Origin of the sequence: Streptomyces sp. NPDC047853 (genome assembly GCF_043204535.1) — a bacterium.
Classification (GTDB): domain Bacteria; phylum Actinomycetota; class Actinomycetes; order Streptomycetales; family Streptomycetaceae; genus Streptomyces.
The window spans coordinates 76,005-98,402 of the sequence record NZ_JBIDCI010000012.1 but is presented as its reverse complement, the minus strand read 5'-3'; the positions used below and the strand labels follow the sequence as shown (position 1 = coordinate 98,402).

Here is a 22,398-nt window from a genome sequence, read left to right as displayed (position 1 = left end):
TTGGCGCGAACCGACCGCTCGTCAGGGCGTTTCGACCAGCCGGGCGGCGTCCCGGGCCAGTGCGGTGAGCCGGGAGATCGCCCGGAAGTACTTCTTGCGGTAGCCGCCGTTCAGCATCTCCTCGCTGAAGAGCCGGTCGAAGGGCAGCCCGGAGGCCAGGACGGGCACCTCGCGGTCGTAGAGCCGGTCCGCCAGGACGACGAGCCGCAGCGCGGTCGACTGGTCCGGCACCGGGCGCACCCCCGTGAGGCAGACGGCCGTCAGGCCGTCGGTCAGGGCGCCGTAGCGGCTGGGGTGGACGCGGGCGAGGTGGTCGAGGAGCGCGGGGAAGGCGTCCAGGGAGGCGCCCCCGGCGGTCTGTGCCGCGCGGGTCACCTGCTCGTCGGAGTAGGGCGCCGGGGCCTCGGGCAGGCCGCGGTGGCGGTAGTCCTCGCCGTCGATGCGCAGGGCGCGGAAGTGGGCGGACAGGCCCTGGATCTCACGGAGGAAGTCGGCCGCCGCGAACCGTCCCTCGCCGAGCTTGCCCGGCAGCGTGTTGGAGGTGGCGGCGAGCGCGACGCCGGCCTCCACGAGGCGGCCGAGGAGGCTGGAGACGAGGACGGTGTCGCCGGGGTCGTCGAGCTCGAACTCGTCGATGCACAGCAGGCGGTGCCCGGAGAGGGTGCTCACGGTCTGCTGGAAGCCGAGGGCGCCGACGAGGTTGGTCAGCTCCACGAAGGTGCCGAACGCCTTGCGGGAGGGTTCGGCGGGGGTGGCGTGCCACAGGGAGGCCAGCAGGTGGGTCTTGCCGACGCCGTAGCCGCCGTCGAGGTAGACGCCGCGGGGGCCGGCGGGGGCCTTGGGGGCCTTGGCGCGACCGAGACCGAAGAAGCCGCGCCTGCCGCCGCCCGCCCCCTCGCCGCCGAGTCCCGCGGCGAAGCCCTCCAGGACCCGTACGGCCTCGCTCTGGCTCGGCTGGTTCGGGTCCGGGATGTACGTGCCGAAGCGGACCGAGTCGAAGCGGGGCGGGGGCACCATCTCGGCGACCAGGCGCTCCGCGGGCACGTGCGGCTCGCGGGCGCACAGGGACAGCGGGGCGGAGGCCGCCCCGGCTATCGGGGTGGGGCCGGAGGGGCTGGAACCGGAAGCGGCGGAAGAGGAGGGCGACACGGTGGTCCATGGTAGGGCCTGTTCACACAGCGTCCCGCGCGCTCGCCGGCCCGTGCTCCGCCGGTACGGTTCGGGGACCGGCCGCGTGGAACACTGCACCGCATGCGACGCCTGTTCCCTGTGACCGATCAGACAGCCGGCCCGGACCCCGACGGGACCGACCGGGAGTGGAGTCTCGCCGAGCTGGCCGCCGCCTACGCCTATCCCGAGCCCGGGGGACGGCCGGACGGGCGGCCGGGGGCGTGGCTGCGGGCCAACATGGTCTCCACCCTCGACGGCGCCGCCCAGCACGACGGGCGCTCCCAGCCCATCTCCAGCGCGGCCGACATGCGCGTCTTCGGCACCCTGCGCGCCCTGGCCGACGTGGTGATCGCCGGCGCCGAGACCGTGCGCCAGGAGGGGTACCGCCCGGCCCGCTCGCGGGCCGACCTCGCCGAGTCGCGGCGGGCGGCCGGCCAGGCCCCCGTGCCCGCGATCGCCGTGGTCAGCGCCGGTCTGGAGCTGGACTTCACCCTGCCGCTGTTCACCTCACCGCTGGTGCCCACCCTGGTCCTGACCGGTGCCGCCGCGGCGCCGGAGCGGATCGCGGCCGCCGAGAAGGCCGGCGCCCGGGTGGTGATCGCCGGTGACGGCGTCGGCGTGGACCCCGCCCGTGCCGTGGACGCGCTCGTCGCCCTCGGCCACACCCGGCTGCTGACCGAGGGCGGCCCCCGGTTGCTGGGCCAGTTCGTCGCGGCCGGGGTGCTCGACGAGCTGTGCCTGACCGTCTCGCCGCTGCTCACCGCCGGGGACGCGCAGCGGATCGCCGGGGGGCCGTCGGTCGAGGTGCCGCGGCGGTTCGTCCTGGCCTCTTTGCTGGAGGAGGAGGGATTCCTGTTCAGCCGGTACCGGCGGGACTGACCCGGCCGGGGCCGGCGGGACCGAGGTAATCGGCGGAACAGGCGGAATCACCCGTTCCGCCCGGTCCGCGCCGGGCACACTGAATCCGGCAGTACCCGTGCGATCACGGGGCAGGATGGTTTCCGCAGGGTCCGGTACGGCCTACGGAGGGTGGGTCCCACGGGCCCGCGAAGGAGAAGGGGCGCCTGGTGTTCACAAGCGTTTTGATGATCGAGAAGGCCCTGACGTCCGCCGACGTGGAGTTCGTCACCACCTTGCACGGCGAGGAGCGGGTCGCCTTCCACGTGCTGCTCCAGCCGCGCGGCGATCAGGCGGACAGGCTGCTGAGAGCCATCGACGACGTCGCGCTCGGCGAGCTGGACGACGCCGTGCGGGAGGGCGAGACGCCCGAGGGCGAGGAGGCGCAGAGCGTCGGGCAGCGGGCCCTGGAGGTGTCCCTCACCGCCCTGCGCGCGTCCGGGGCCCAGGCGGTGGGCCGGCTGATCGAGGACCACCCGCTGGACTCGCTGAAGTCGCTGGTCACGGAGACCGGGGCCGACGAGGTGATCGTCCTGACCGACCCGCACTACGTGGAGGAGTTCTTCCACCGCGACTGGGCCTCGCGCGCCCGGCACAAGGTCGGCGTGCCGGTCCTGAAACTGTTCTCCCACAGCAAGGCATAGGCTGGGGCCGCGCCCCCGCCCAGGGGGCGCGCCCACCGACAGAGCACCTCTCTTACACCCGTCGCACCTCTGGGGAGAACAGCGCATGGCACCCGGCCTTCCTACCGCCATGGACCGACCGCACTTCATCGGCATCGGCGGCGCCGGGATGTCGGGCATCGCCAAGATCCTCGCCCAGCGGGGCGCAGCGGTGGCGGGCAGCGACGCCAAGGACTCCCCGACCGCCGAGGCCCTGCGCGCCCAGGGCGCGACCGTGCACGTCGGACACGCGGCCGAGCACCTCGCCGACGACGCCAGCTGCGTGGTCGTCTCCTCGGCCATCCGCGAGGACAATCCGGAGCTGGCCCGCGCCGCCGCCCTGGGCATCCCGGTGGTGCACCGCTCCGACGCCCTCGCCGCCCTGATGGACGGCGCGCGCCCGATCGCGGTCGCCGGCACGCACGGCAAGACCACGACCACCTCCATGCTGGCGGTCTCCCTGTCCGAGCTGGGCCTGGACCCGTCGTACGCGATCGGCGGCGACCTGGACGCGCCCGGCTCCAACGCCCTGCACGGCGAGGGCGAGATCTTCGTCGCGGAGGCCGACGAGAGCGACCGCAGCTTCCACAAGTACGCCCCCGAGGTCGCCATCGTCCTCAACGTCGAGCTGGACCACCACGCCAACTACGCGTCGATGGACGAGATCTACGAGTCCTTCGAGACCTTCGCCGGCCGGATCGTCCCCGGCGGCACCCTGGTGATCGCGGCCGACCAGGACGGCGCCCGGGAGCTGACGCGCCGGCTGGCCGGGTCGGTGCGGACGGTGACGTACGGGGAGTCCGAGGACGCCGACGTGCGCATCCTGTCGGTCGTCCCGCAGGGGCTGAAGAGCCAGGTCACCGTGGCGCTGGACGGCACCGAGCTGACCTTCGAGGTCTCCGTCCCCGGCCGCCACTACGCCCACAACGCGGTCGCCGCCCTCGCCGCCGGCGCGGCCCTCGGCATCCCGGCCGCCGAGCTGGCCCCCGCGCTCGCCGCCTACACGGGCGTCAAGCGGCGCCTCCAGCTCAAGGGCGAGGCGGCCGGAGTCCAGGTCGTCGACTCCTACGCGCACCACCCCACCGAGATGACGGCGGACCTGGAGGCCATGCGGGCCGCGGTCGGCGACGCCCGCATCCTGGTCCTCTTCCAGCCCCACCTGTTCTCCCGCACCCAGGAGCTGGGCAAGGAGATGGGCCAGGCGCTGGCCCTCGCCGACGCGTCGGTCGTCCTCGACATCTACCCCGCCCGCGAGGACCCGATCCCGGGCATCACCAGCGAGCTGATCATCGAGGCGGCCCGGGCCGCAGGCGCCGACGTGACACCGGTCCACGACAAGGCGGCGGCGCCGGCGGTGGTCGCGGGAATGGCGAAGGCCGGTGATCTCGTTCTCACCATGGGCGCGGGCGACGTCACCGACCTCGGACCGCGCATCCTGGACGAGCTGTAGAGAACCGCATTCACGAGGGGCTGAGACTCATGTCGTACGACGTCGAGAAGCCGGACGAGCAGTGGCGCGAGGAACTGGCCCCGGCCGAGTACGCCGTGCTGCGCCAGGCCGGCACGGAGCCCGCCTTCACCGGTGAGTACACCGACACCAAGACCGAGGGCGTCTACTCCTGCCGGGCCTGCGGCGCCGACCTGTTCACCTCCACGACCAAGTTCGAGTCGCACTGCGGCTGGCCGTCCTTCTTCGACCCGAAGGACACCGACGCGGTCGAGCTGATCGAGGACCGCTCGCACGGCATGGTGCGCACGGAGGTGCGGTGCGCCCGGTGCGGCTCGCACCTCGGGCACGTCTTCAAGGGCGAGGGCTATCCGACCCCTACCGACCAGCGGTACTGCATCAACAGCATCGCGCTGCGCCTCCAGCCCGCCGAGGGCTGAGCCGGCCGGTCAGCGGGCGGCGGCCGGCAGCGTCACGGTGAACACCGTCACGCCCGGTCCGCCGCCCAGCTCGATCGTCCCGCCGTGCGCCCGCACCAGCGACCCGGCGACGGCCAGCCCGAGGCCGCTGCCGCCGCGGTCCCGGCTGCGGGCCTTGTCCACGCGGTAGAAGCGGTCGAAGATCCGCTCCCGGTCGGCGGCCGGGACGCCCGGCCCCCGGTCCGCGACGGCCACCCGCGCCGCGCCGGGCGCCACGGAGAGCGTGACCGAGACCTCCGTGCCCGGCGGTGTGTGCACGGCGGCGTTGGTGAGCAGGTTGTCGAGCACCTGCCGCATGCGCTGCGGGTCCAGGCGCAGCGTCACCCCCGCCGGCCCGGTCGCCACCGTCAGCGGATGCTCCGGGTGCCCGGCCCGGAAGGCGTCCGCCGCCTGCCGTACCAGCTCCGTCAGATCCGCCTCCTCCCACCGCAGCGGCGCCTCCACCTCGTCCGCGTCCAGCCGGGCGAGCAGCAGCAGGTCGTCCAGGAGCACGCCCATCCGGGCCGCCTCCGCGCGCAGCCGGGCCAGGTGCCGCTCCCGTTCCCCGGGCTCGTCGGCCGCCGCGTACTGGAACAGGTCGGCGTAACCCCGTACGGACATCAGGGGGGTGCGCAGCTCGTGGGAGGCGTCCGCGACGAACCGGCGCAGCCGCCGCTCGGCCTCGGCGCGCACCGCCAGCGAGTCGTCGATGTGCTCCAGCATCGTGTTGAACGCGGTCCGCAGCTCGGCCACCTCCCGGCCGCCGTCCCGGCCGTCCACCCGCAGCGGCAGCCGGGCCGCCGACTCGCTCAGGTCGTGCGAGGCGATGCCGTGCGCCGTGCCCGCCATGTCGCTCAGCGGCTTCAGCCCGCGCCGCAGCATCCGCCGCCCGAACACCACCAGCGCCAGCAGGGCCAGGCCGAACGCGACCACCTGCACCGTGACCAACTGCTCCACGGTGTCCTCGACGTCCCCCAGGGGCGCGGCGCTGACCAGCACCACCCCCGGCTCGACCTCGCAGGCCCGCAGCAGATAGGGGCCGTGCCCGCCGATCCGCACGGTGCGGGTGAGGTCCTCGTCCGAGCGCGCCATCGTCCGCGCGAGAGCGGTGAGCGCACGGCTGTCGGCCGGCACCTCCGCGGGCGTGCGCAGATCGGCGGAGCCGGCGGAGACGTCGTACACGGCCGTGTACCAGCCGTAGTAGGGCTTGCGCCGGACCGTGCCGTGCTCGGCGGCGTCCTTGGACTGCACGACCTGCACCAGCTTCATCTGGTCGGCGAGCTGACGCTCCAGGTAGTCCCGCATGTACGCGGTCAGCACCGTGCCGACCACGGCGAACACCACCAGCGACAGCGCCCCGAGACCCAGCGCCAGCCGGGTCCCGAGCCGCAGCCCGCGGTAGGCCCGCCACAGCCGGCGTATCACCGGGCCGGCTGCCGGATCACGTACCCGAACCCCCGCACCGTCCGGATCAGCGGTTCACCGGCGCCGTCGGCGCCCTCGGCGTCCCCCAGCTTGCGGCGCAGCCGGCTGACGACCAGCTCCACCACGTTGGACCGGCCGCCGAAGCCGTACTCCCACACGTGGTCCAGGATCTGCGCCTTGGTCAGCACGGCCGGCGACTTGCGCATCAGGTAGCGCAGCACCTCGTACTCGGTGGGCGTCAGCGACAGCCGGCGCTCGCCCCGGCGCACCTCGCGGGTGTCCTCGTCCACCGTCAGGTCCCCCACCCGCAGCACCGACCGCCGCGGACCCGGCCCGGCGCTGCGCCGCAGCACGGTCCGCAGCCGGGCCATCAACTCCTCCACGGCGAACGGCTTGACCAGGTAGTCGTCACCGCCCCGGGTCAGTCCCGCCACCCGGTCGGCCACCCCGTCACGTGCGGTGAGGAAGACCACCGGCACCATCGTGCCCGCGCCGCGCAACCGGTCCAGGACACCGAAGCCGTCGACGTCCGGCAGCATCAGGTCGAGCACCACGATGTCCGGACGGAACCCGGCGGCCAGCCGCAGCGCCTGCTCGCCGGTGTTCGCGGTGACCGCCTCCCAGCCCTCGTAACGGGCGACGGTGGCCACCAGGTCGGCGATGGGCGGGTCGTCGTCCACCACGAGCAGTCGTACTTTCTCCACCCGCTCATACTGCGCCACCGTCCGCCCGCACCCCATACCGCGTGGGCCCGCGGACCGGGATCGACAGGAGAACGACAGGTACCCGGAGGCGGACGCGGAACGCCGGGGCCGCGCACGGCTGGGCGGCCCCCGGCGGGGTAGGTGGCCTCACGCGGCCGCCACGGGCCCGCAACACCGGACGTCTAGACTCTCCCGGCAACGACCCGTAGCGACCTGGCCAGAACTTTCCGCCCACCCGAAGGGTATTCGGCGTTTTGATACGGATGGATTCAGTCACCAAGCGGTACCCGGACGGCACCGTGGCGGTCGACCGGCTGTCGCTGGAGATACCGGACCGCTCGATCACGGTCCTCGTCGGACCCTCGGGCTGCGGCAAGACGACGACCCTGCGGATGATCAACAGGATGGTGGAACCCACCGAGGGCACCATCTCCCTGGACGGCGAGGACCTCCAGCGGCAGCCGGTCACCACGCTGCGCCGGTCGATGGGGTACGTCATCCAGAACGCCGGGCTCTTCCAGCACCGGACGATCCTCGACAACATCGCCACCGTGCCCCGCCTGATCGGCTGGGGCCGGCAGAAGTCCCGGGACCGGGCGGCCGAACTGATGGAGCGGGTGGGACTCGACGCCTCCCTCGGCAAGCGGTACCCGTACCAGCTCTCCGGCGGACAGCAGCAGCGCGTCGGTGTGGCGCGGGCGCTCGCCGCCGACCCGCCCGTGCTCCTCATGGACGAGCCGTTCTCCGCGGTCGACCCCGTCGTCCGCAAGGGCCTCCAGGACGAACTCCTGCGCATCCAGGACGAACTGGGCAAGACCATCGTCTTCGTCACGCACGACATCGACGAGGCCGTCAAACTGGGCTCCATGGTCGCGGTGATGCGCACCGGCGGCCGGCTCGCCCAGTTCGCGCCGCCCGCCGAACTGCTGTCCGACCCGGCGGACGACTTCGTCGAGGACTTCCTGGGCGCCGACCGCGGCATCCGCCGGCTCTCCCTCTTCCCGTCCGCGGGCCTGGAGCTGACGACCGGCCCGGTGGTGCGGATCGACGCCACCGCCGAGCACCTCGCCGCGGCCGACGCCCCGTACCTGTTGGTGACCGACGCGGACGGCAGGCCGCTGGGCTGGGCCGAGCCGCGGGACCTGACGCCCGGCGCCGTCCGGCCCGAGCGCCTCCTGTCGCACGGGCGGCCGTTCCGGCCCGGCACCGACTCGCTGCGGGCGGCCCTCGACTGCGCGGTGCTCTCGCCGACCGGCTGGGCCGTCGCCGTGGACGCCGACGGCCGGGTGACCGGCGTCGTCTCCCAGCAGGCCGTCGGCGACGCGATCCGCGCCGCCCACGTCGCGGGGGACGCGGAGGGGAGACCGGCGGCGCGGCCCGCCACCGTCTCCGTCACCGAGGCCGCCCCGTGAACGGCTTCTTCGACATCCCGAGCGACCTCGACAACACCTACTTCGGGCTGATCGGACTGCACCTGCGCGAGGCGCTGCTCCCGGTGCTGGCCGGACTGCTGCTCGCGCTGCCCGTCGCCCAGCTCTGCGTGCGGTTCCGCTGGCTGTACCCGCCCGTGCTCGGTGTGACCACCGTCTTCTACGCCATCCCGTCACTGGCGGTCTTCGTCGTCCTCATCGACTACACGGGCCAGACCGAGCTCACGGTGATGATCCCGCTGGCCGTCTACAGCCTCGTGGTCCTCGTCCCGGCGATCGTCGACGGCGTCCGGTCGGTGCCCGAGGAGACCCTCGCCGCCTCCACCGCCATGGGCTTCGGTCCCCTGCGGCGCTACCTCCAGGTGCAGTTGCCGATCGCCGTGCCCGCCATCCTCGCCGGGCTCCGCGTGGCGGTGTCGGCGAGCATCTCGCTGGTCAGCGTCGGCGCGCTCATCGGCAACCAGGGCGCCCTCGGCAACCTCCTCGCGGACGCCCAGAAGTACGGCCGTCCCGAACTGGCGGTGAACTCCGTCCTCACCACCGCCGTACTGGCGATCCTGTGCGACGCGGCCCTCGTCCTGGTCCGCAACCTGCTGACGCCGTGGATGCCCCGGGGCGGGACCAGGCGCCCCAAGGCGGCCGCCGTACGGCGGGGCCGGCCCGAGACGGAGAAGGCGGCGGCCCGGTGAACGTGATCAACTTCGTCAACGCCTTCTTCAGCGACAGCGCCCACTGGCACGGCTACGACGGCATCCCGCAACGCCTGCTGGAGCACGTCCAGTACTCGCTGCTGGCCCTCGGCCTGGCCGCCGCGATCGGGCTGCCCGTCGGGCTGCTGACCGGGCACACCGGACGCGGCGGCAACGCGGTCGCCTTCGTCGCCACCGCCGCCCGCGCGCTGCCCAGCTTCGGACTGCTGGTGCTGATCGCCGTCGCGGTCGGTATCGGCCTGCTGCCCGTGATGATCCCGCTCGTCGTGCTCGCGGTCCCGCCGATCCTGGTGACCACCTACGAGGCGGTCCGCTCCGTCGACCCCTCCCCGGTGGACGCCGCCCGGGGCATGGGCATGCACGAGTCGAGCATCCTGTTCCGGGTCGAACTGCCCGTCGCCCTGCCGCTGATCCTCAGCGGGCTGCGCTCGGCCGCCATCCAGGTCGTGTCGACGGCCACCATCGCCGCGTACGTCAGCCTCGGCGGGATCGGCCGGTACATCATCGACGGGCTCTACCAGCGCGACTACGAGAAGGTGGTCGGCGGGGCCACCCTGGTGGCGCTCCTGGCGCTCGTCACGCTCGCGCTCTTCTGGGCGGCGGAGCGGCTGGCGGTCTCGCCCGGGGTGCGCAGGCGCTGACCACGGAGCGGGGAATCGAACACAGTTGTGGAAAACGTAATCATGCCGTTCTTGACTGACCGACAAGTGGCTCGTTTGGATCGGTGGATGACTTCCACCGCCAAGAGCAGCAGGTCCAGGACGAGGCACACCGGCGCGGCGGCCGTCGCGCTCACCGCCGCCACGGCGCTGCTCGCGGGCTGTTCCTCCTCCTCCGACGACACCTCCGACAACCCCCTCGCCGGCGAGAAGGCGGAGGCCGGCACCGTCGTCGTCGGCTCGAACAACTTCGCCGAGAGCACCCTGCTCGCCGACATCTACGGGGAGGCCCTCAAGGCCAAGGGCCTCAAGGTCACCTACAAGCACAACATCGGCAGCCGCGAGACGACGTACGGCCTGATGAAGAACGGCTCGGTGACGGTGCTGCCCGAGTACAACGGCTCGCTGCTGGCCTATCTCGACTCGGGGGCCGAGCAGAAGTCGGCCGAGGCGGTGAACGAGGCGGCCAAGGGCAAGCTCGACCAGAAGCTGACGCTGCTGGAGTCGTCGCCGGCCGAGAACAAGGACTCGGTCAGCGTCAACGCCGAGACCGCGAAGAAGTACGGGCTCACCGCGGAGTCGACCCTCGCCGACCTGAAGGAGGTCGCGCCGGACCTGGTGATCGGCGGTTCGCCCGAGTTCCAGACCCGGCAGCAGGGGCTGAAGGGCCTGGAGTCCGTGTACGGCCTGAAGTTCAAGTCCTTCAAGGCGCTGGACGCGGGCGGCCCCCTCACGCAGTCGGCGCTGACCAAGAACACCGTGCAGGCGGCCGACGTGTTCACCACCGACCCGACCATCATCAAGGAGAAGTTCGTCGTCCTGAAGGACCCGGAGAACCTCTTCGGCTACGCGAACGTGACCCCGCTGGTGTACAAGGAGGGGCTCTCCGAGGAGGGCGTCGCCGCGCTGAACGCGGTCTCCGCCAAGCTGGACACCAAGACGCTCCTCGACCTGGACGCCCAGGTGCAGTTGGACAAGAAGGACCCGCTGGACGTGGCCAAGGAGTGGCTCGCGTCGGCCGGACTGGGCTGACGCCCGGTTCCCGACCGCCGTCACGGCGCCGCGGCCCCGGCCGCGGCGTCGATCAGCTGGTCGATCAGTGCGACGAGGACGTCCCGGCAGGAGGCCCGGTCCCGCGCGTCGCACAGCAGCACCTGCACGTGTGCCGGCAGCGCCAGCGCCTCCCGGACCGCCTCGGCCGGATACGGGTGCCGCCCGTGGAAGCCGTTGACGCCGACGACGAACGGAATGCCCCGCCGCTCGAAGAAGTCGACGGCCGCGAAGCTCGACTCCGGTCTGCGGACGTCGACCAGGACCACGGCGCCCAGGGCGCCGATCGCCAGGTCGTTCCACATGAACCAGAACCGCTGCTGACCGGGTGTGCCGAAGAGGTACAGCACCAGTTCCCGGCCGATGCTGATCCGGCCGAAGTCGAGGGCCACGGTCGTGGCCCGCTTCTCCTCGATCCCGGCGAGGTCGTCCACGTCCAGGCCCGCCGCGGTCAGCGGTTCCTCGGTCCGCAGCGGCGCGATCTCGCTCACCGACCCGACCATGGTGGTCTTGCCGACGCCGAAACCCCCGGCGACGAGGATCTTCACGGCGTCGGGCGCGGCGGCCGGGGGAGCGGGTGCCGTGGGCGCCGGAGCGGTGCGGTCAGAGCCGGCCAAGGCCGTCCCTCACTTTCTGCAGCAGGTCCAGATCCGCGTGGGCGCGGGAGACGAGGTGCGGCGGCCGGGCGGTGATCCGGCCCGCCTCCAGCAGGTCGCAGAGGAGGATCACGACCACGCTCACCGGCAGGTCGAGGCGTGCCGCGATCTCCGCGACGGCGACGGGCTCGGCGCACAGCCGCAGGATGCGCAGGTGCTCGGGCTGCGGCCGGGCGGCCCGGGCGGGCTGCGGATCGACCGCGGTCACCGTCGTGATGAGGGTGAAGTCGGCGCGGCTGGGCCGGGTCCGGCCGCCGGTCAGGGTGAACGGCCGCACGAGCCGGCCCCCCGCGTCGCCTCCGGTCACGTCACTCGCCGGGGGCGGCGGTGGCCCGCGGTGCCGCGCTCAGATGCTCGCCGATCTTCTTCACCAGCATGTTCATCTGGTACGCCACGACACCGACGTCGGCGTTCGGTCCGGTGAGGACGACGAGGTGGGCGCCCGGACCCGCCGAGGTGAGGATCAGGTAGCCGTTGGCCATCTCGATGAGTGCCTGGCGCACCGGACCACCGCGGAAGTCCATGCTGACGCCCTTGCTGAGGCTCATCAGCCCGGACGCGGTCGCCGCCAGCCGCTCGGCGTCGTCGCGCAGGAAACCGGTGGACTTGCTGACGACCAGTCCGTCCTCGGAGAGCACCACCGCCTGGTTCACGTCGGCGACCCGCTCCACGAGTCCGGTGAGCAGCTGGTCCAGCTCGGTGTGCGTGGCGGGGGAGGGTCGGGTCATGGCGTGTCCTTCGTCGGCGGTCGTCGGTCGGCGGTCGGAGTCGGGGGCGCGGCGGAGGAGAGAGCCTGCTCGTCGGCGGAGGGGCCGGTGACGGTGTCGTCGTCGGCGGCGGCGGCGGTGTCGGCATCGGCATCGGCGGCCTGGGCCCGCAGGGTGCCGCGCTGGAAACCGGCGAGGGACGAGGCGGCGCGCTCGGCGGTGAAGTCGGCGTAGCCGTCGTCGGCGGCGTCCGGACCGTCCGGGCCGGCGGCGGGGCCCTCGTCGCGGAGTTCGGCGGCCAGGCTCGTCTGCGGCACCCGGCGGGGCAGCGGGACGAGTCCGTCGGCCTCGGCGGGCGCGGCGGCCGGCACCGGACGGGCCGCCGGCGGGAGCCGCTTCACGGGAAGGGGACGGCCCTCCCCGGCACCGGACGCCACGCTCGCGACAGCCTCGGGAGCCGGTGCTCCGTCGTCGGCGCCGGGCCCCGCGACCGGGTCCGGCACCACGATGTCGTGCGGGAGGAGCACGATGGCGGTGGTCCCCCCGTACGGGGAGGAGCGCAGCGTCACGGTGATGCCGTGGCGGTGGGCGAGCCGGGCGACCACGAACATGCCCAGCCGCAGGTCGTCCGCGAGCGCCACGACGTCGAACTGCGGAGCCACGGCGAGCTGGGCGTTGAACGAGGCGTAGTCCTCCTCCGACAGACCCAGGCCGCGGTCCTCGATCTCGACGGCCAGGCCCTTGGCGACCATCGCGGCCCGCACCCCGACCGGCTGAGGGGCGGGGGAGTACGCGGTGGCGTTGTCGATGAGTTCGGCGAGGAGGTGGATCACGTCGGCCACCGCGGGCGGGGCGAGGGCCACCTCCTCGTCGGTGTGCAGCTCCACCCGCTGGTACTCGGCGACCTCGCCGACGGCGCTGCGCAGGATGTCGACCAGCGCGACGGGCTCGCGCCAGGTGCGCCGCGGCTGCTCGCCGCTGATGATCACGAGGTTCTCCTCGTACCGGCGCAACTGGCTGGCGGTGGAGTCCAGTTCGTAGAGGCCCTTGAGGATCTCGGGGTCGGTGTGCTCGCGCTCCAGGGCGTCCAGCTTGCCGAGCTGCATGTTGACGAGGTTCTGGCTCTGCCGGGCGATGCCGAGGATCACCTTCTGGAAGCCGCGCCGGGTGTCGGCCAGTTCGACGGCGGTGTGCACGGCGGTGCGCTGCGCCGTGTTGAACGCCTGGGCCACCTGGCCGAGTTCGTCGCGCCCGTAGTCCAGCGGCGGGGTCGCCGACTCCACGTCGACCTTCTCGCCCCGCTCCAGCCGGGCCACCACCTCGGGCAGCCGCTCCTCGGCCAGGCTCAGGGTGGCCAGCCGCAGCCCGCGCAGCCGGCGGGAGAGCGAGCGGGTGATGCGCCAGGACATGCCGACGCACAGCAGCAGGGCGACCAGGCCGCCCGCGCTGAGGGAGGCCGCGGTGATCAGCAGTCCGCGCGCCTCTGCGGCGCTGCGGTCGAGCAGTCCGTCCGTCTGCTGCCGGATCAGCGCCGCGTACTGGCCGGAGACCTTGTCCAGGGCGGTCGTCCAGCGCTGCCGCGCGTCCGGCAGGTCGATGCGGCCGTCCCCGCCCGCCGCGCGGGCCGCGAGCACCTGGTCCTCGACGGCCTCCAGGGTCCCCCACTCGGGGCTCGCGAGGATCCGCTCGGTCTGCGCCTTCGCCTCACCCCGCAGGGAGGGCACGATCTGGTCCTGGACCAGCCAGCGCCGGGTGTGGACCAGCTGGGCGAACTCCGCCCACTCCTCCTCGCCCATCCGGTCGGACGGCCAGGCCAGGGTGAGCCGGGCGTCCTCCTGGGACACCAGTTCCGCCGCGTGCTCCAGGGCGACCAGCGGTCCGGCCTGCGAGGTGAGGTCCCCGTCGTCGACCTGGGACAGTTCCTCGAAGGCGTGGATCTGCTCGTCGATGATCGACGTGTACTGGTCGAGCGCCTGGTCGGCGGTGATGTCACTGGGGTCGTCGACCTGGTCGCGGTAGTACTCGAGGCTGCCCACCGAGCCCAGCACCGAGTACAGCCGGTCCGCGACCCGGTCGGGCGCCCGCTCGATCGTCTCCGACCGGCCGACCAGCTGGGCCACCGCCGCGTCCGACCTCTTGCGCTGGGCGTCCAGTTCGGCACGGTCGCCGCCGGGACCCGCGAGCCACGCCGCCGACAGACTGCGCTCCTTCTGCAGCGCGAGCGCCGCCTCGGTGCCCATGGCGCCGGTGGACCGGCTGAGCTCCGTCTGCGCCCGCAGCCGCAGGCCCTCGGAGAACATCTGGATCGTCGTCACCCCCCACACCGTGGCGAGGCTGACGCCCGGGACCAGGGCCAGGAGGATCAGGGAGAGACGTATGGAGCCGAGGCGGCGCCGGGCACCCGTCCGTGCAGACATCGTCGTCCTAGGCGATCAGTGGGGAAGGCTGTCAGGTGTGCGCGGACGCGTGCGGTCACGCGCCCCGGTCACCGGGTGCCGCCCGCGGCGAAGCGCGCGACCGCGTCGGCGTTCGTCCGGGTCACGAAGGCGGGGCCGGTCAGGACGGGCGCCACTCCGCCGCCGCTGACGTTGCCGTTGGTGCGGTACAGCCAGAGCGCGTCCACCGCGAGGTAGCCCTGCAGATACGGCTGCTGGTCCACCGCGAACTGCACCTCGCCCCGCTTGACCGCGGCGACCAGGTCCTCGTCCAGGTCGAAGGTGGCGACCCGGGCCCTGCTGCCCGCCTCCGCCACGGCCTCGACTGCGGTGAGCGCGAAGGCCGCGCCGTTCATGACGACCTGGTCGATGCTGGAGTCCTGCCGCAGCCGCGCGGTGACGGCCGCACCCACCGCCTCCATGTCGGTGCCCTCGACGTAGAGCATCTCGGTCTCGCCCCCGAAGGTCTTCTTCACCCCGGCGCAGCGGGCCTCCAGGGCGACGTTGCCCCGCTCGTGGATGACGCACAGGGCGTGCCGGGCCCGGAGGTCGTCCAGCTTGTCGCCGACGGCCCGGCCCGCGACGCTCTCGTCCTGCCCGAAGTACTGGAGGAGCCCGGTCGGCCGCCAGGCGTCGATACCGGAGTTGAGCCCGACGACGGGGATCCCTGCCGCCTCCGCCTCGGCGACCGGCCCCTTCATGGCCTGCGGTTTGGCCAGGGTCACGGCGATGCCGTCGGCCTTCTCGCGAATCGCGTCCCGCACCAGGCCGGCCTGGTCGGCGGTGTCGGCGTCACCGGCGTACGTCAGGTCGACGCCGTCCTTTGCGGCGGCCGCCTCGGCGCCCTTGCGCACCCGGTCCCAGAAGGCGTCGCCCTCACCACCGTGGGTCACCATGACAATCTTCATCCGGTCGCCGCCGGACCCGGCCGCGGCGGTGGAGCCGTCCTCGTCCCCGCCGAGGGCGGAGCAGCCGGCCGCCAGCAGGCAGAGGGCCGCGGCGAGGGCGACGGCGCGCAGACGTCCGGGCGTGGGGGTGGACGGGGGAGGAGTACTCATGGGGGTTGCGGCACCTCGCTGTGCGGCCGAGCAGGAGGAACGGAGCGAGGGGGACCGGAGCCGCGTGACGGTGCGCCGACCGGGTGAACCTCGCCTGGCCGGAGCAAACCGTGTGTGACCGCCGGTAGTCAAGTGACCCGCGACCTGCCACGAGTTGTCGGTGCCGCATCGTGATGAACGGGACGGGTGAAACGTGAGTGAACGGATGGGGTCGCTCGACGCCCACCGCGCGCGCCCCGGCTCCCACGGCGGCGCACCCGGTGTCGGGGCCCGGTCCACCGGGGGGCCAGGAAAAGGCAGCTGACGGTGCGTTATCTTGTACGGGGGGTTAAGACAGGCGGCACGGCCTGTTGAGTTCCAGCCCGGGAGAGTCCAGCCGATGGCGAGGCAGCTACGCGCCGAACAGACCCGCGCGACGATCCTCGGGGCCGCCGCCGAGCTGTTCGACCGTCAGGGCTACGAGTCGACCAGCCTGAGCGAGATCGTGGCCCACGCCGGAGTGACCAAGGGGGCCCTGTACTTCCACTTCGCGGCGAAGGAGGACCTCGCGCACGCCATCATGGAACTCCAGTCCCTCACGTCGCGCCGGCTCGCCACGGAGCTGGACGGCAGGGGGTACACCTCCCTGGAGGCGCTGATGCGCCTGACCTTCGTGATGGCCCGGCTGTGCGAGGAGGGGCCGGTGCTGCGGGCCGGTCTGCGGCTCGCCACCGGGGGAGTGGCGGTGCGTCCGCCGCTGCCGCACCCCTTCACCGAGTGGCGCGAGATCGCCTCGTCCCGTCTCCTGGACGCCGTCCGGCAGTCCGACGTGCACCCGGACATCGACGTCGACTCCGTCGCCCACACCCTCGTCTGCTCCATCGTCGGCACCCGGGTGGTGGGCGGCACCCTGGAACCCGACGCGCGGCAGCCGCGCCGCCTGGCCGGGATGTGGCGCCTCCTCATCCGCGGCATGGTGCCGGTCACCCGACGCGCGCGCTACCTCACCCTGGCGGCCCGCCTGGAGCGGGATCTGACCGCCGCCTGACCTCCGCGGCCCACCTCGGCCCGGAACGGCCGGCCCCCTCGCCGGGCCCCGGCCGCGCACACCTCGGCGGTGCCGCCCGGCCCGAGCCTGCGGTTCAGCCGGTACCGGTCGGCGATACGGTGAGCCCCATGCCCGACACCCCGCCGGAGTCCGCCCCGGTCATCCTCGGCAACGAGCCGGGGTCCTTCCCCCACAGCGTGCTGGCCGAGCGGCACCCCGCCATCGTCCGCCAGGTGCGCGAGGCGTTCCCCCACGACCCCGAGCGACAGGCCGCCCTCGACGCGCTGCTCGCGAGCTGCGCAGGCGGGACGATCGAGCCGCTGCCCGACACGGCCGACGCCGAGGACCGGCGCCGCTGGGCGGAGTGGGGGACGGACCGGTACGCCGGCCGCTCCTGGTTCGACGTGCCCTGGCTGTGGGCCGAGAGCCACTTCTACCGCCGGCTCCTCGACGCCGTCGGATACTTCGGCCCCGGCCCCTGGCGCGGCGTCGACCCCTTCCGGCCCGCCAAGCTCGCCGAACTCCGGTCCGCGGAGACGGACGAGGAACTGGCCGCCCTCGACGACCTCGCCGGCCTGCCCGCCGAGGAGCGGACCCGGGCGCTGCTGCACGGCTCGCTCTGGGGCAACCGCGCGGACCTGAGCTTCCGCCTCTCCGGCAGCGGCGCCCGCGCCGAGGACCGAGCGGCGGCCCTGGTCGCCGACGACGGCGACGCCCTCCGGTCGCTCCTCCCGCCCCCGGCGCACGGGACCCCGGCCCCGGCCACCCTGTGCCTCGTCGCCGACAACGCGGGCCGCGAACTCGTCCCCGACCTGCTGCTCATCGCCCACCTCCTCGCCGAGGGCCGCGTCCGACGGGCGGTCCTGCACGTCAAACCGCACCCCTACTACGTCTCCGACGCCACGCCCGCCGACGTGCTCGACGCCCTGCGGCGGCTGGTGGCGGCGGGCGGAGCGGCCGCCTCCTACGGCGAGGGACTGTGGACCGCACTGACCGACGGCCGCGTCACCGTCCGCGCGCACCCCTTCTCCTGCGCCCCGTTGCCGTACGCGGACATGCCCGGCGACCTGCGCGCGGAGTTCGCCGCGGCGACGGTCACCGTCCTCAAGGGCGACCTCAACTACCGCCGCCTGGTGGGCGACCGGTACTGGCCGGCGACGACGCCCTTCGCGGACGTGACCGGCTACTTCCCGGGCCCCGTCGCCGCGCTGCGCACCCTGAAGTCCGACGTGGTCACCGGCCTGACCGCGCGGACGGAGGCCGCGCTGGAGGCGAGCGGGGAACGACGCTGGCGCACGAGCGGGACCCACGCGCTGATCCAGGTCAAGGGCTGAGCGGACGGCGCCACGGTAAGGACGGACCGGCGAAAGTTCCCGCCGTTCGCCCCGATTCACGCGATGGTGTGATCATGTGCCGCTCCGCGGATGTGCCCGCGGGGCCATGGGTAGGGCCCGGCCATGACGCAACAGCCCTTCGAACTCCCGCACTTCTACCTGCCGCACCCCGCGCGGCTCAATCCGCATCTCGACGAGGCCCGCGCCCACTCGACGACGTGGGCGCGGGAGATGGGCATGCTGGAGGGCTCCGGGGTCTGGGAGCGGTCCGACCTCGACGCCCACGACTACGGACTGCTCTGTGCCTACACCCACCCCGACTGCGACGGGCCGGCGCTCTCCCTCATCACCGACTGGTACGTGTGGGTCTTCTTCTTCGACGACCACTTCCTGGAGAAGTTCAAACGCACCCAGGACCGCGTCGGCGGCAAGGCCCACCTCGACCGGCTCCCCCTGTTCATGCCGCTCGACGTCTTCGCCCCGATGCCCGAACCGGAGAACCCGGTCGAGGCCGGCCTCGCCGACCTGTGGAGGCGCACGGTGCCGGCGATGTCGGCCGACTGGCGCCGCCGCTTCGCCGTCGCCACCGAGCACCTGCTCAACGAGTCCCTGTGGGAGCTGTCCAACATCAACGAGGGGCGTATCGCCAACCCCGTCGAGTACATCGAGATGCGCCGCAAGGTCGGCGGCGCCCCCTGGTCGGCGGGGCTCGTCGAGTACGCGACGGCCGAGGTGCCGGCCGCCGTCGCCGGGTCGAGGCCGCTGAGGGTGCTGATGGAGACGTTCTCCGACGCCGTGCACCTGCGCAACGACCTGTTCTCCTACCAGCGGGAGGTCGAGGACGAGGGGGAGCTGAGCAACGGGGTGCTGGTCCTGGAGACCTTCTTCGGCTGCACCACCCAGGAGGCCGCCGAGCTGGTCAACGACGTGCTCACCTCCCGGCTGCACCAGTTCGAGCACACCGCGTTCACCGAAGTGCCCGCGGTGGCACTGGAGAACGGCCTGACCCCGGCCGAGGTGGTCGCCGTCGGGGCGTACGCGAAGGGCCTCCAGGACTGGCAGTCCGGCGGCCACGAGTGGCACCTGCGCTCCAGCCGGTACATGAACGAGGGCGCCCGGTCCACCGCCGGTCGGCCGGCGCTGACCGGCCCCGGCACCTCCGCCGCGGACGTCGGCGCGCTCCTCGCCGCGGCGGCCGCCGGACGCGCGCGCCCCTACACGTACGTGCCGTACCGGAAGGTCGGCCCCTCGGTGATCCCCGACATCCGGATGCCCTTCCCGCTGGAGCTGAGCCCGGCCCTGGAGGGCGCCCGGCGGCATCTGTCCGAGTGGTGCCACGCGATGGGCATCCTCAGCGAGGGCGTATGGGACGAGGACAAGCTCGCCGGCTGCGACCTGCCCCTGTGCGCCGCCGGCCTCGACCCGGACGCCACCCAGGAGCAACTGGACCTCGCCTCCGGCTGGCTGGCCTTCGGCACCTACGGCGACGACTACTACCCCCTGGTCTACGGCCACCGGCGCGACCTGGCCGCCGCCCGGCTCACCACGGCCCGGCTGTCGGCCTGCATGCCGCTCGACGGTGAGCCGGTCCCGCCGCCGGCCAACGCGATGGAGCGCTCCCTGACCGACCTGTGGACCCGCACGACCGCCGGCATGACGCCCGGCCAGCGGCGCCCGCTGAAGGCGGCCGTGGACAAGATGACCGAGGCCTGGGTGTGGGAGCTGGCCAACCAGATCCAGGGCCGCGTCCCCGACCCGGTGGACTACCTGGAGATGCGGCGCGCCACCTTCGGCTCCGACCTCACGCTGGGCCTGTGCCGCGCCGGACACGGCCCGGCCGTTCCGCCCGAGGTCTACCGCAGCGGTCCCGTCCGGTCCCTGGAGAACGCGGCGATCGACTACGCGTGCCTCGTCAACGACGTCTTCTCGTACCAGAAGGAGATCGAGTACGAGGGCGAGATGCACAACGCGGTCCTCGTCGTGCAGAACTTCTTCGGCGTCGACTACCCCGCCGCGCTCACCGTCGTGCAGGATCTGATGAACCAGCGCATGCGCCAGTTCGAGCACGTCGTCGCGCACGAACTGCCCGTCGTCTACGACGACTTCCGGCTCGGCGACGAGGCGCGCGGCGTCATGGAGGGCTATGTGACCGACCTGGAGAACTGGATGGCGGGCATCCTCAACTGGCATCGGGAGGTGCCGCGGTACAAGGCCGAGTACCTGGCCCGGCGCACCCACGGCTTCCTCCCGGACCGGATCCCGGCCGTGCCCGTGCCCCGGCGCAGCCCCGTCCCGACGCTCTGACCGGCGTTCCAGTCTCACTCGTTCGTGGCTCGTCACGCGCCGGTGCGCCGGGTAGAGCACCAGCCGGAGGCGATCCATGGAACAGACAGCGTTGCGACCCAAGCCGATGCCCGGGCGGGAACCGCGGGCCGGTACCGCGCCGGCCGACGTCCGGCGCCCGCACACCGGCCGTCGGCGCCGCCGACGGCTCACCACCGTGCTGCTCGGCGTGTGCGCCGCCACCGCCCTGCTCCTGGCGGGCGTGGGACTCGGCACGGTGGGCGCCACGGTGATCGGCATGAGCGAACTGGCCGAGCTGCGGCGGCAGGCGGGTGCTCCGGGACCGGCGGCGGGGACGCCGGCGGACACCCGGGCCGCCGCGGCGCACCCGCCGGGCGGCCGGTCCCCCTCCCCGGCACCGGCCCCGGCCACCGCGACCCTCGGGGTGGAGGCCGTGGACGCAGAGAAACCGGGAGCCCTGGTCGTGGGCGTCCACGTGCCCGGCCCCGGCTACGCGGCCGGCCTGGTCCGGGGCGACGTGCTGCTGGCCGTCGGCACGGACCGCGTCGACTCGGCGGCCGACCTCGCGCATGCCGTGGCGCGCGTCCGACCGGGCAAGGAGGTCAAGCTCACGGTGCGCCACCGCAGCGGCGGCTACCAACAGCTGACGGCCTCGCCGGGCGTCGTCACCTGACCCGCCCCGCGGGCCCGCTCCCGGCGCACCCGCCCGGGCAGCCGGGCGACCCACCCGCCGCCCGGCACGGACCCGGCGACCCCCGCGTCCGCGGATGCCCCGGCGCACCGCACGCGCACGGCGCCGGGGGTCTCCCGGCGCACCCGCCCGGGCAGCCGGGCGACCCACCCGCCGCCCGGCACGGACCCGGCGACCCCCGCGTCCGCGGGGCCCTCGGCGCACCGCACGCGCACGGCGCCGGGGCATCCGAGGACCCGGACGGCGCGCCCCGGACGCCGTGGGCCGCCCGGCGCCCGGCCATCGGCGTGCGGTTGCCCGTGCGAATCGGCTCGCGTCACTCCCGCGCCGAGGGCAGGATGCTGCTCACAGCCCCGCCCTCGTCGCCCAGGAGGCCCGGATGACCGGCAGCACGCCCGCTGCTCACTTCACCACCGACGACTACCGGGCCCGCATGGAGCGCGCCGCACGGGCGGCCGCCGACGCGGGCCTGGCCGGGTTGCTGGTGGCGCCGGGACCGGACCTCGTGTGGCTCACCGGCTACGCGCCCACCGCGGCCACCGAACGGCTCACCCTGCTCGTCCTCGCCCCCGGACAGGACCCCGTCCTCGTCGTGCCGACGCTGGAGGCCCCCGACGCGGAGAAGGCCGTCGGCGCGCCCGCCCTGACCCTGCGCGACTGGACCGACGGCAAGGACCCCTACGCGGCCACCGCCGCCCTCCTCGCGGACTCCGGACGGTTCGGCATCAGCGACAACGCCTGGGCGATGCACCTGCTGGCCCTCCAGCGGGCGCTGCCGGGCACCTCGTACGCCTCCCTCACCGAGGCGCTGCCCATGCTGCGGGCCGTCAAGGACGCGGCCGAACTGGAACTGCTGGCCGCCGCGGGCGCCGCCGCGGACGCCGCCTTCGAGGAGATCCGGACGGTCCGCTTCGGCGGGCGCCGGGAGTCCGAGGTCGCCGCCGACCTCGCCGGTCTGCTGCGGCGGTTCGGGCACTCCCAGGTCGACTTCACCATCGTCGCCTCCGGCCCCAACGGCGCCAACCCGCACCACGAGGTCGGTGACCGCGTCATCGAGGACGGCGACATGATCGTCCTCGACTTCGGCGGCCTGAAGGACGGGTACGGTTCCGACACCTCGCGCACCGTCCACGTGGGCGAGCCCACCGACGAGGAGCGCCGGGTGCACGACCTCGTCCGGGAGGCGCAGGAGGCGGGTTTCCGGGCGGTGCGGCCCGGTGTCGCCTGCCAGGAGGTGGACCGGGCCGCCCGCGCCGTCATCGCCGACGGCGGGTACGGGGAGCACTTCATCCACCGCACCGGGCACGGCATCGGCGTCACCACGCACGAGCCGCCGTACATGATCGAGGGCGAGGAGCAGCCGCTCGTGCCCGGGATGTGCTTCTCCGTCGAGCCCGGCGTCTATCTGCCCGGCCGGTTCGGGGTACGCATCGAGGACATCGTCACCGTCACCGACGACGGCGGCCGCCGCCTCAACGACACCACGCGGGAGATGGTCACAGTGGAGTGAGCGGCGACCGAGAGAGCCCGAAACGCCCCGGCGGTACCCGCACGCCCCGGCAGACCCGGAGGAC

21 protein-coding genes are annotated in these 22,398 nt (G+C 73.5%); 13 read left to right on the top strand and 8 right to left on the bottom strand.

The genetic code is table 11. The features are described from left to right. Positions 1-21: 21 nt before the first annotated feature. Complete coding sequence (gene zapE / locus ACGF5T_RS22805; RefSeq protein ID WP_392888988.1) at positions 22-1,149, bottom strand: cell division protein ZapE; 1,128 nt, start codon at positions 1,147-1,149, stop codon at positions 22-24. A 102-nt stretch (positions 1,150-1,251) separates the two neighbouring features. Between zapE and ACGF5T_RS22800 the strand changes: the two genes are divergently transcribed. The 4 genes from ACGF5T_RS22800 to msrB all read left to right on the top strand — a co-directional run bounded on the left by ACGF5T_RS22800 (position 1,252) and on the right by msrB (position 4,616). Continuing rightward, on the top strand, positions 1,252-2,049 hold the full coding sequence (locus ACGF5T_RS22800) for a pyrimidine reductase family protein (RefSeq protein WP_356607520.1): 798 nt from the start codon (positions 1,252-1,254) through the stop codon (positions 2,047-2,049). 188 nt (positions 2,050-2,237) lie between these two features. Then, a complete protein-coding gene (locus ACGF5T_RS22795) occupies positions 2,238-2,711 on the top strand; it encodes an indole-3-glycerol phosphate synthase (protein ID WP_356607518.1) in 474 nt (157 codons plus the stop codon). Between the two features lie 85 nt (positions 2,712-2,796). Continuing rightward, entirely contained in the window at positions 2,797-4,179 is a 1,383-nt protein-coding gene (gene murC, locus ACGF5T_RS22790; protein WP_366767736.1) for a UDP-N-acetylmuramate--L-alanine ligase, read from the top strand. Positions 4,180-4,208: 29 nt separating this feature from the next. Next, the gene (msrB, locus tag ACGF5T_RS22785) at positions 4,209-4,616 is read left to right on the top strand and encodes a peptide-methionine (R)-S-oxide reductase MsrB (RefSeq protein ID WP_356607514.1); all 408 of its coding nucleotides are present in this window, start codon (positions 4,209-4,211) and stop codon (positions 4,614-4,616) included. Positions 4,617-4,625: 9 nt separating this feature from the next. On the opposite strand, the gene ACGF5T_RS22780 is transcribed toward msrB, so the two are convergent. Together ACGF5T_RS22780 and ACGF5T_RS22775 are read right to left on the bottom strand one after the other, a co-directional pair. After that, the gene (locus tag ACGF5T_RS22780) at positions 4,626-6,059 is read right to left on the bottom strand and encodes a HAMP domain-containing sensor histidine kinase (RefSeq protein ID WP_366767737.1); all 1,434 of its coding nucleotides are present in this window, start codon (positions 6,057-6,059) and stop codon (positions 4,626-4,628) included. Continuing rightward, positions 6,056-6,799: a response regulator transcription factor gene (locus tag ACGF5T_RS22775; protein WP_361009318.1), complete on the bottom strand. Its 744-nt coding sequence runs from the start codon at positions 6,797-6,799 to the stop codon at positions 6,056-6,058. The genes ACGF5T_RS22780 and ACGF5T_RS22775 overlap by 4 nt, the downstream gene beginning before the upstream one ends. Before the next feature lie 218 nt (positions 6,800-7,017). On the opposite strand from ACGF5T_RS22775, the gene ACGF5T_RS22770 reads away from it, so the two are divergent. The 4 genes from ACGF5T_RS22770 to ACGF5T_RS22755 all read left to right on the top strand — a co-directional run bounded on the left by ACGF5T_RS22770 (position 7,018) and on the right by ACGF5T_RS22755 (position 10,594). After that, positions 7,018-8,175 carry an ABC transporter ATP-binding protein gene (locus tag ACGF5T_RS22770; RefSeq protein ID WP_366767738.1) on the top strand — a complete coding sequence of 386 codons (1,158 nt, stop codon included), beginning with the start codon at positions 7,018-7,020 and terminating at the stop codon, positions 8,173-8,175. Next, positions 8,172-8,882: an ABC transporter permease subunit gene (locus ACGF5T_RS22765; RefSeq protein WP_356607506.1), complete on the top strand. Its 711-nt coding sequence runs from the start codon at positions 8,172-8,174 to the stop codon at positions 8,880-8,882. Before ACGF5T_RS22770 ends, ACGF5T_RS22765 begins: the two co-directional genes overlap by 4 nt. Further along, positions 8,879-9,544, top strand: coding sequence for an ABC transporter permease (locus tag ACGF5T_RS22760; protein ID WP_356607504.1), 666 nt, complete (start codon positions 8,879-8,881; stop codon positions 9,542-9,544). The genes ACGF5T_RS22765 and ACGF5T_RS22760 overlap by 4 nt, the downstream gene beginning before the upstream one ends. An 87-nt stretch (positions 9,545-9,631) precedes the next feature. Beyond that, entirely contained in the window at positions 9,632-10,594 is a 963-nt protein-coding gene (locus tag ACGF5T_RS22755) for an ABC transporter substrate-binding protein (protein ID WP_356607502.1), read from the top strand. A 20-nt stretch (positions 10,595-10,614) separates the two neighbouring features. Here ACGF5T_RS22755 and ACGF5T_RS22750 read toward each other — a convergent pair whose 3' ends face one another. The 5 genes from ACGF5T_RS22750 to ACGF5T_RS22730 all read right to left on the bottom strand — a co-directional run bounded on the left by ACGF5T_RS22750 (position 10,615) and on the right by ACGF5T_RS22730 (position 15,468). Next, positions 10,615-11,229 (bottom strand): ATP/GTP-binding protein, encoded by a 615-nt coding sequence (locus ACGF5T_RS22750; RefSeq protein ID WP_361009328.1) that lies wholly within the window; start codon positions 11,227-11,229, stop codon positions 10,615-10,617. Next, complete coding sequence (locus ACGF5T_RS22745; protein WP_366767739.1) at positions 11,216-11,575, bottom strand: DUF742 domain-containing protein; 360 nt, start codon at positions 11,573-11,575, stop codon at positions 11,216-11,218. The genes ACGF5T_RS22750 and ACGF5T_RS22745 overlap by 14 nt, the downstream gene beginning before the upstream one ends. 1 nt (position 11,576) lies before the next feature. Further along, positions 11,577-11,996 (bottom strand): roadblock/LC7 domain-containing protein, encoded by a 420-nt coding sequence (locus tag ACGF5T_RS22740; protein ID WP_366767740.1) that lies wholly within the window; start codon positions 11,994-11,996, stop codon positions 11,577-11,579. Then, positions 11,993-14,392: a nitrate- and nitrite sensing domain-containing protein gene (locus ACGF5T_RS22735; protein WP_366767741.1), complete on the bottom strand. Its 2,400-nt coding sequence runs from the start codon at positions 14,390-14,392 to the stop codon at positions 11,993-11,995. Before ACGF5T_RS22735 ends, ACGF5T_RS22740 begins: the two co-directional genes overlap by 4 nt. A gap of 68 nt (positions 14,393-14,460) precedes the next feature. Continuing rightward, positions 14,461-15,468 carry a substrate-binding domain-containing protein gene (locus tag ACGF5T_RS22730; RefSeq protein ID WP_356607493.1) on the bottom strand — a complete coding sequence of 336 codons (1,008 nt, stop codon included), beginning with the start codon at positions 15,466-15,468 and terminating at the stop codon, positions 14,461-14,463. Between the two features lie 379 nt (positions 15,469-15,847). On the opposite strand from ACGF5T_RS22730, the gene ACGF5T_RS22725 reads away from it, so the two are divergent. The 5 genes from ACGF5T_RS22725 to ACGF5T_RS22705 all read left to right on the top strand — a co-directional run bounded on the left by ACGF5T_RS22725 (position 15,848) and on the right by ACGF5T_RS22705 (position 22,334). Then, positions 15,848-16,495, top strand: a complete 648-nt coding sequence (locus tag ACGF5T_RS22725; RefSeq protein WP_356607491.1) for a ScbR family autoregulator-binding transcription factor — start codon at positions 15,848-15,850, stop codon at positions 16,493-16,495. 128 nt (positions 16,496-16,623) lie between these two features. Continuing rightward, entirely contained in the window at positions 16,624-17,829 is a 1,206-nt protein-coding gene (locus tag ACGF5T_RS22720; RefSeq protein ID WP_366767742.1) for a damage-control phosphatase ARMT1 family protein, read from the top strand. Between the two features lie 123 nt (positions 17,830-17,952). Then, entirely contained in the window at positions 17,953-20,133 is a 2,181-nt protein-coding gene (gene cyc2 / locus ACGF5T_RS22715) for a germacradienol/geosmin synthase Cyc2 (protein WP_361009342.1), read from the top strand. Between the two features lie 76 nt (positions 20,134-20,209). Next, complete coding sequence (locus tag ACGF5T_RS22710; RefSeq protein WP_356607485.1) at positions 20,210-20,806, top strand: PDZ domain-containing protein; 597 nt, start codon at positions 20,210-20,212, stop codon at positions 20,804-20,806. 397 nt (positions 20,807-21,203) lie between these two features. Continuing rightward, a complete protein-coding gene (locus ACGF5T_RS22705) occupies positions 21,204-22,334 on the top strand; it encodes an aminopeptidase P family protein (protein WP_356607483.1) in 1,131 nt (376 codons plus the stop codon). The last annotated feature ends 64 nt before the right edge of the window (positions 22,335-22,398 follow it).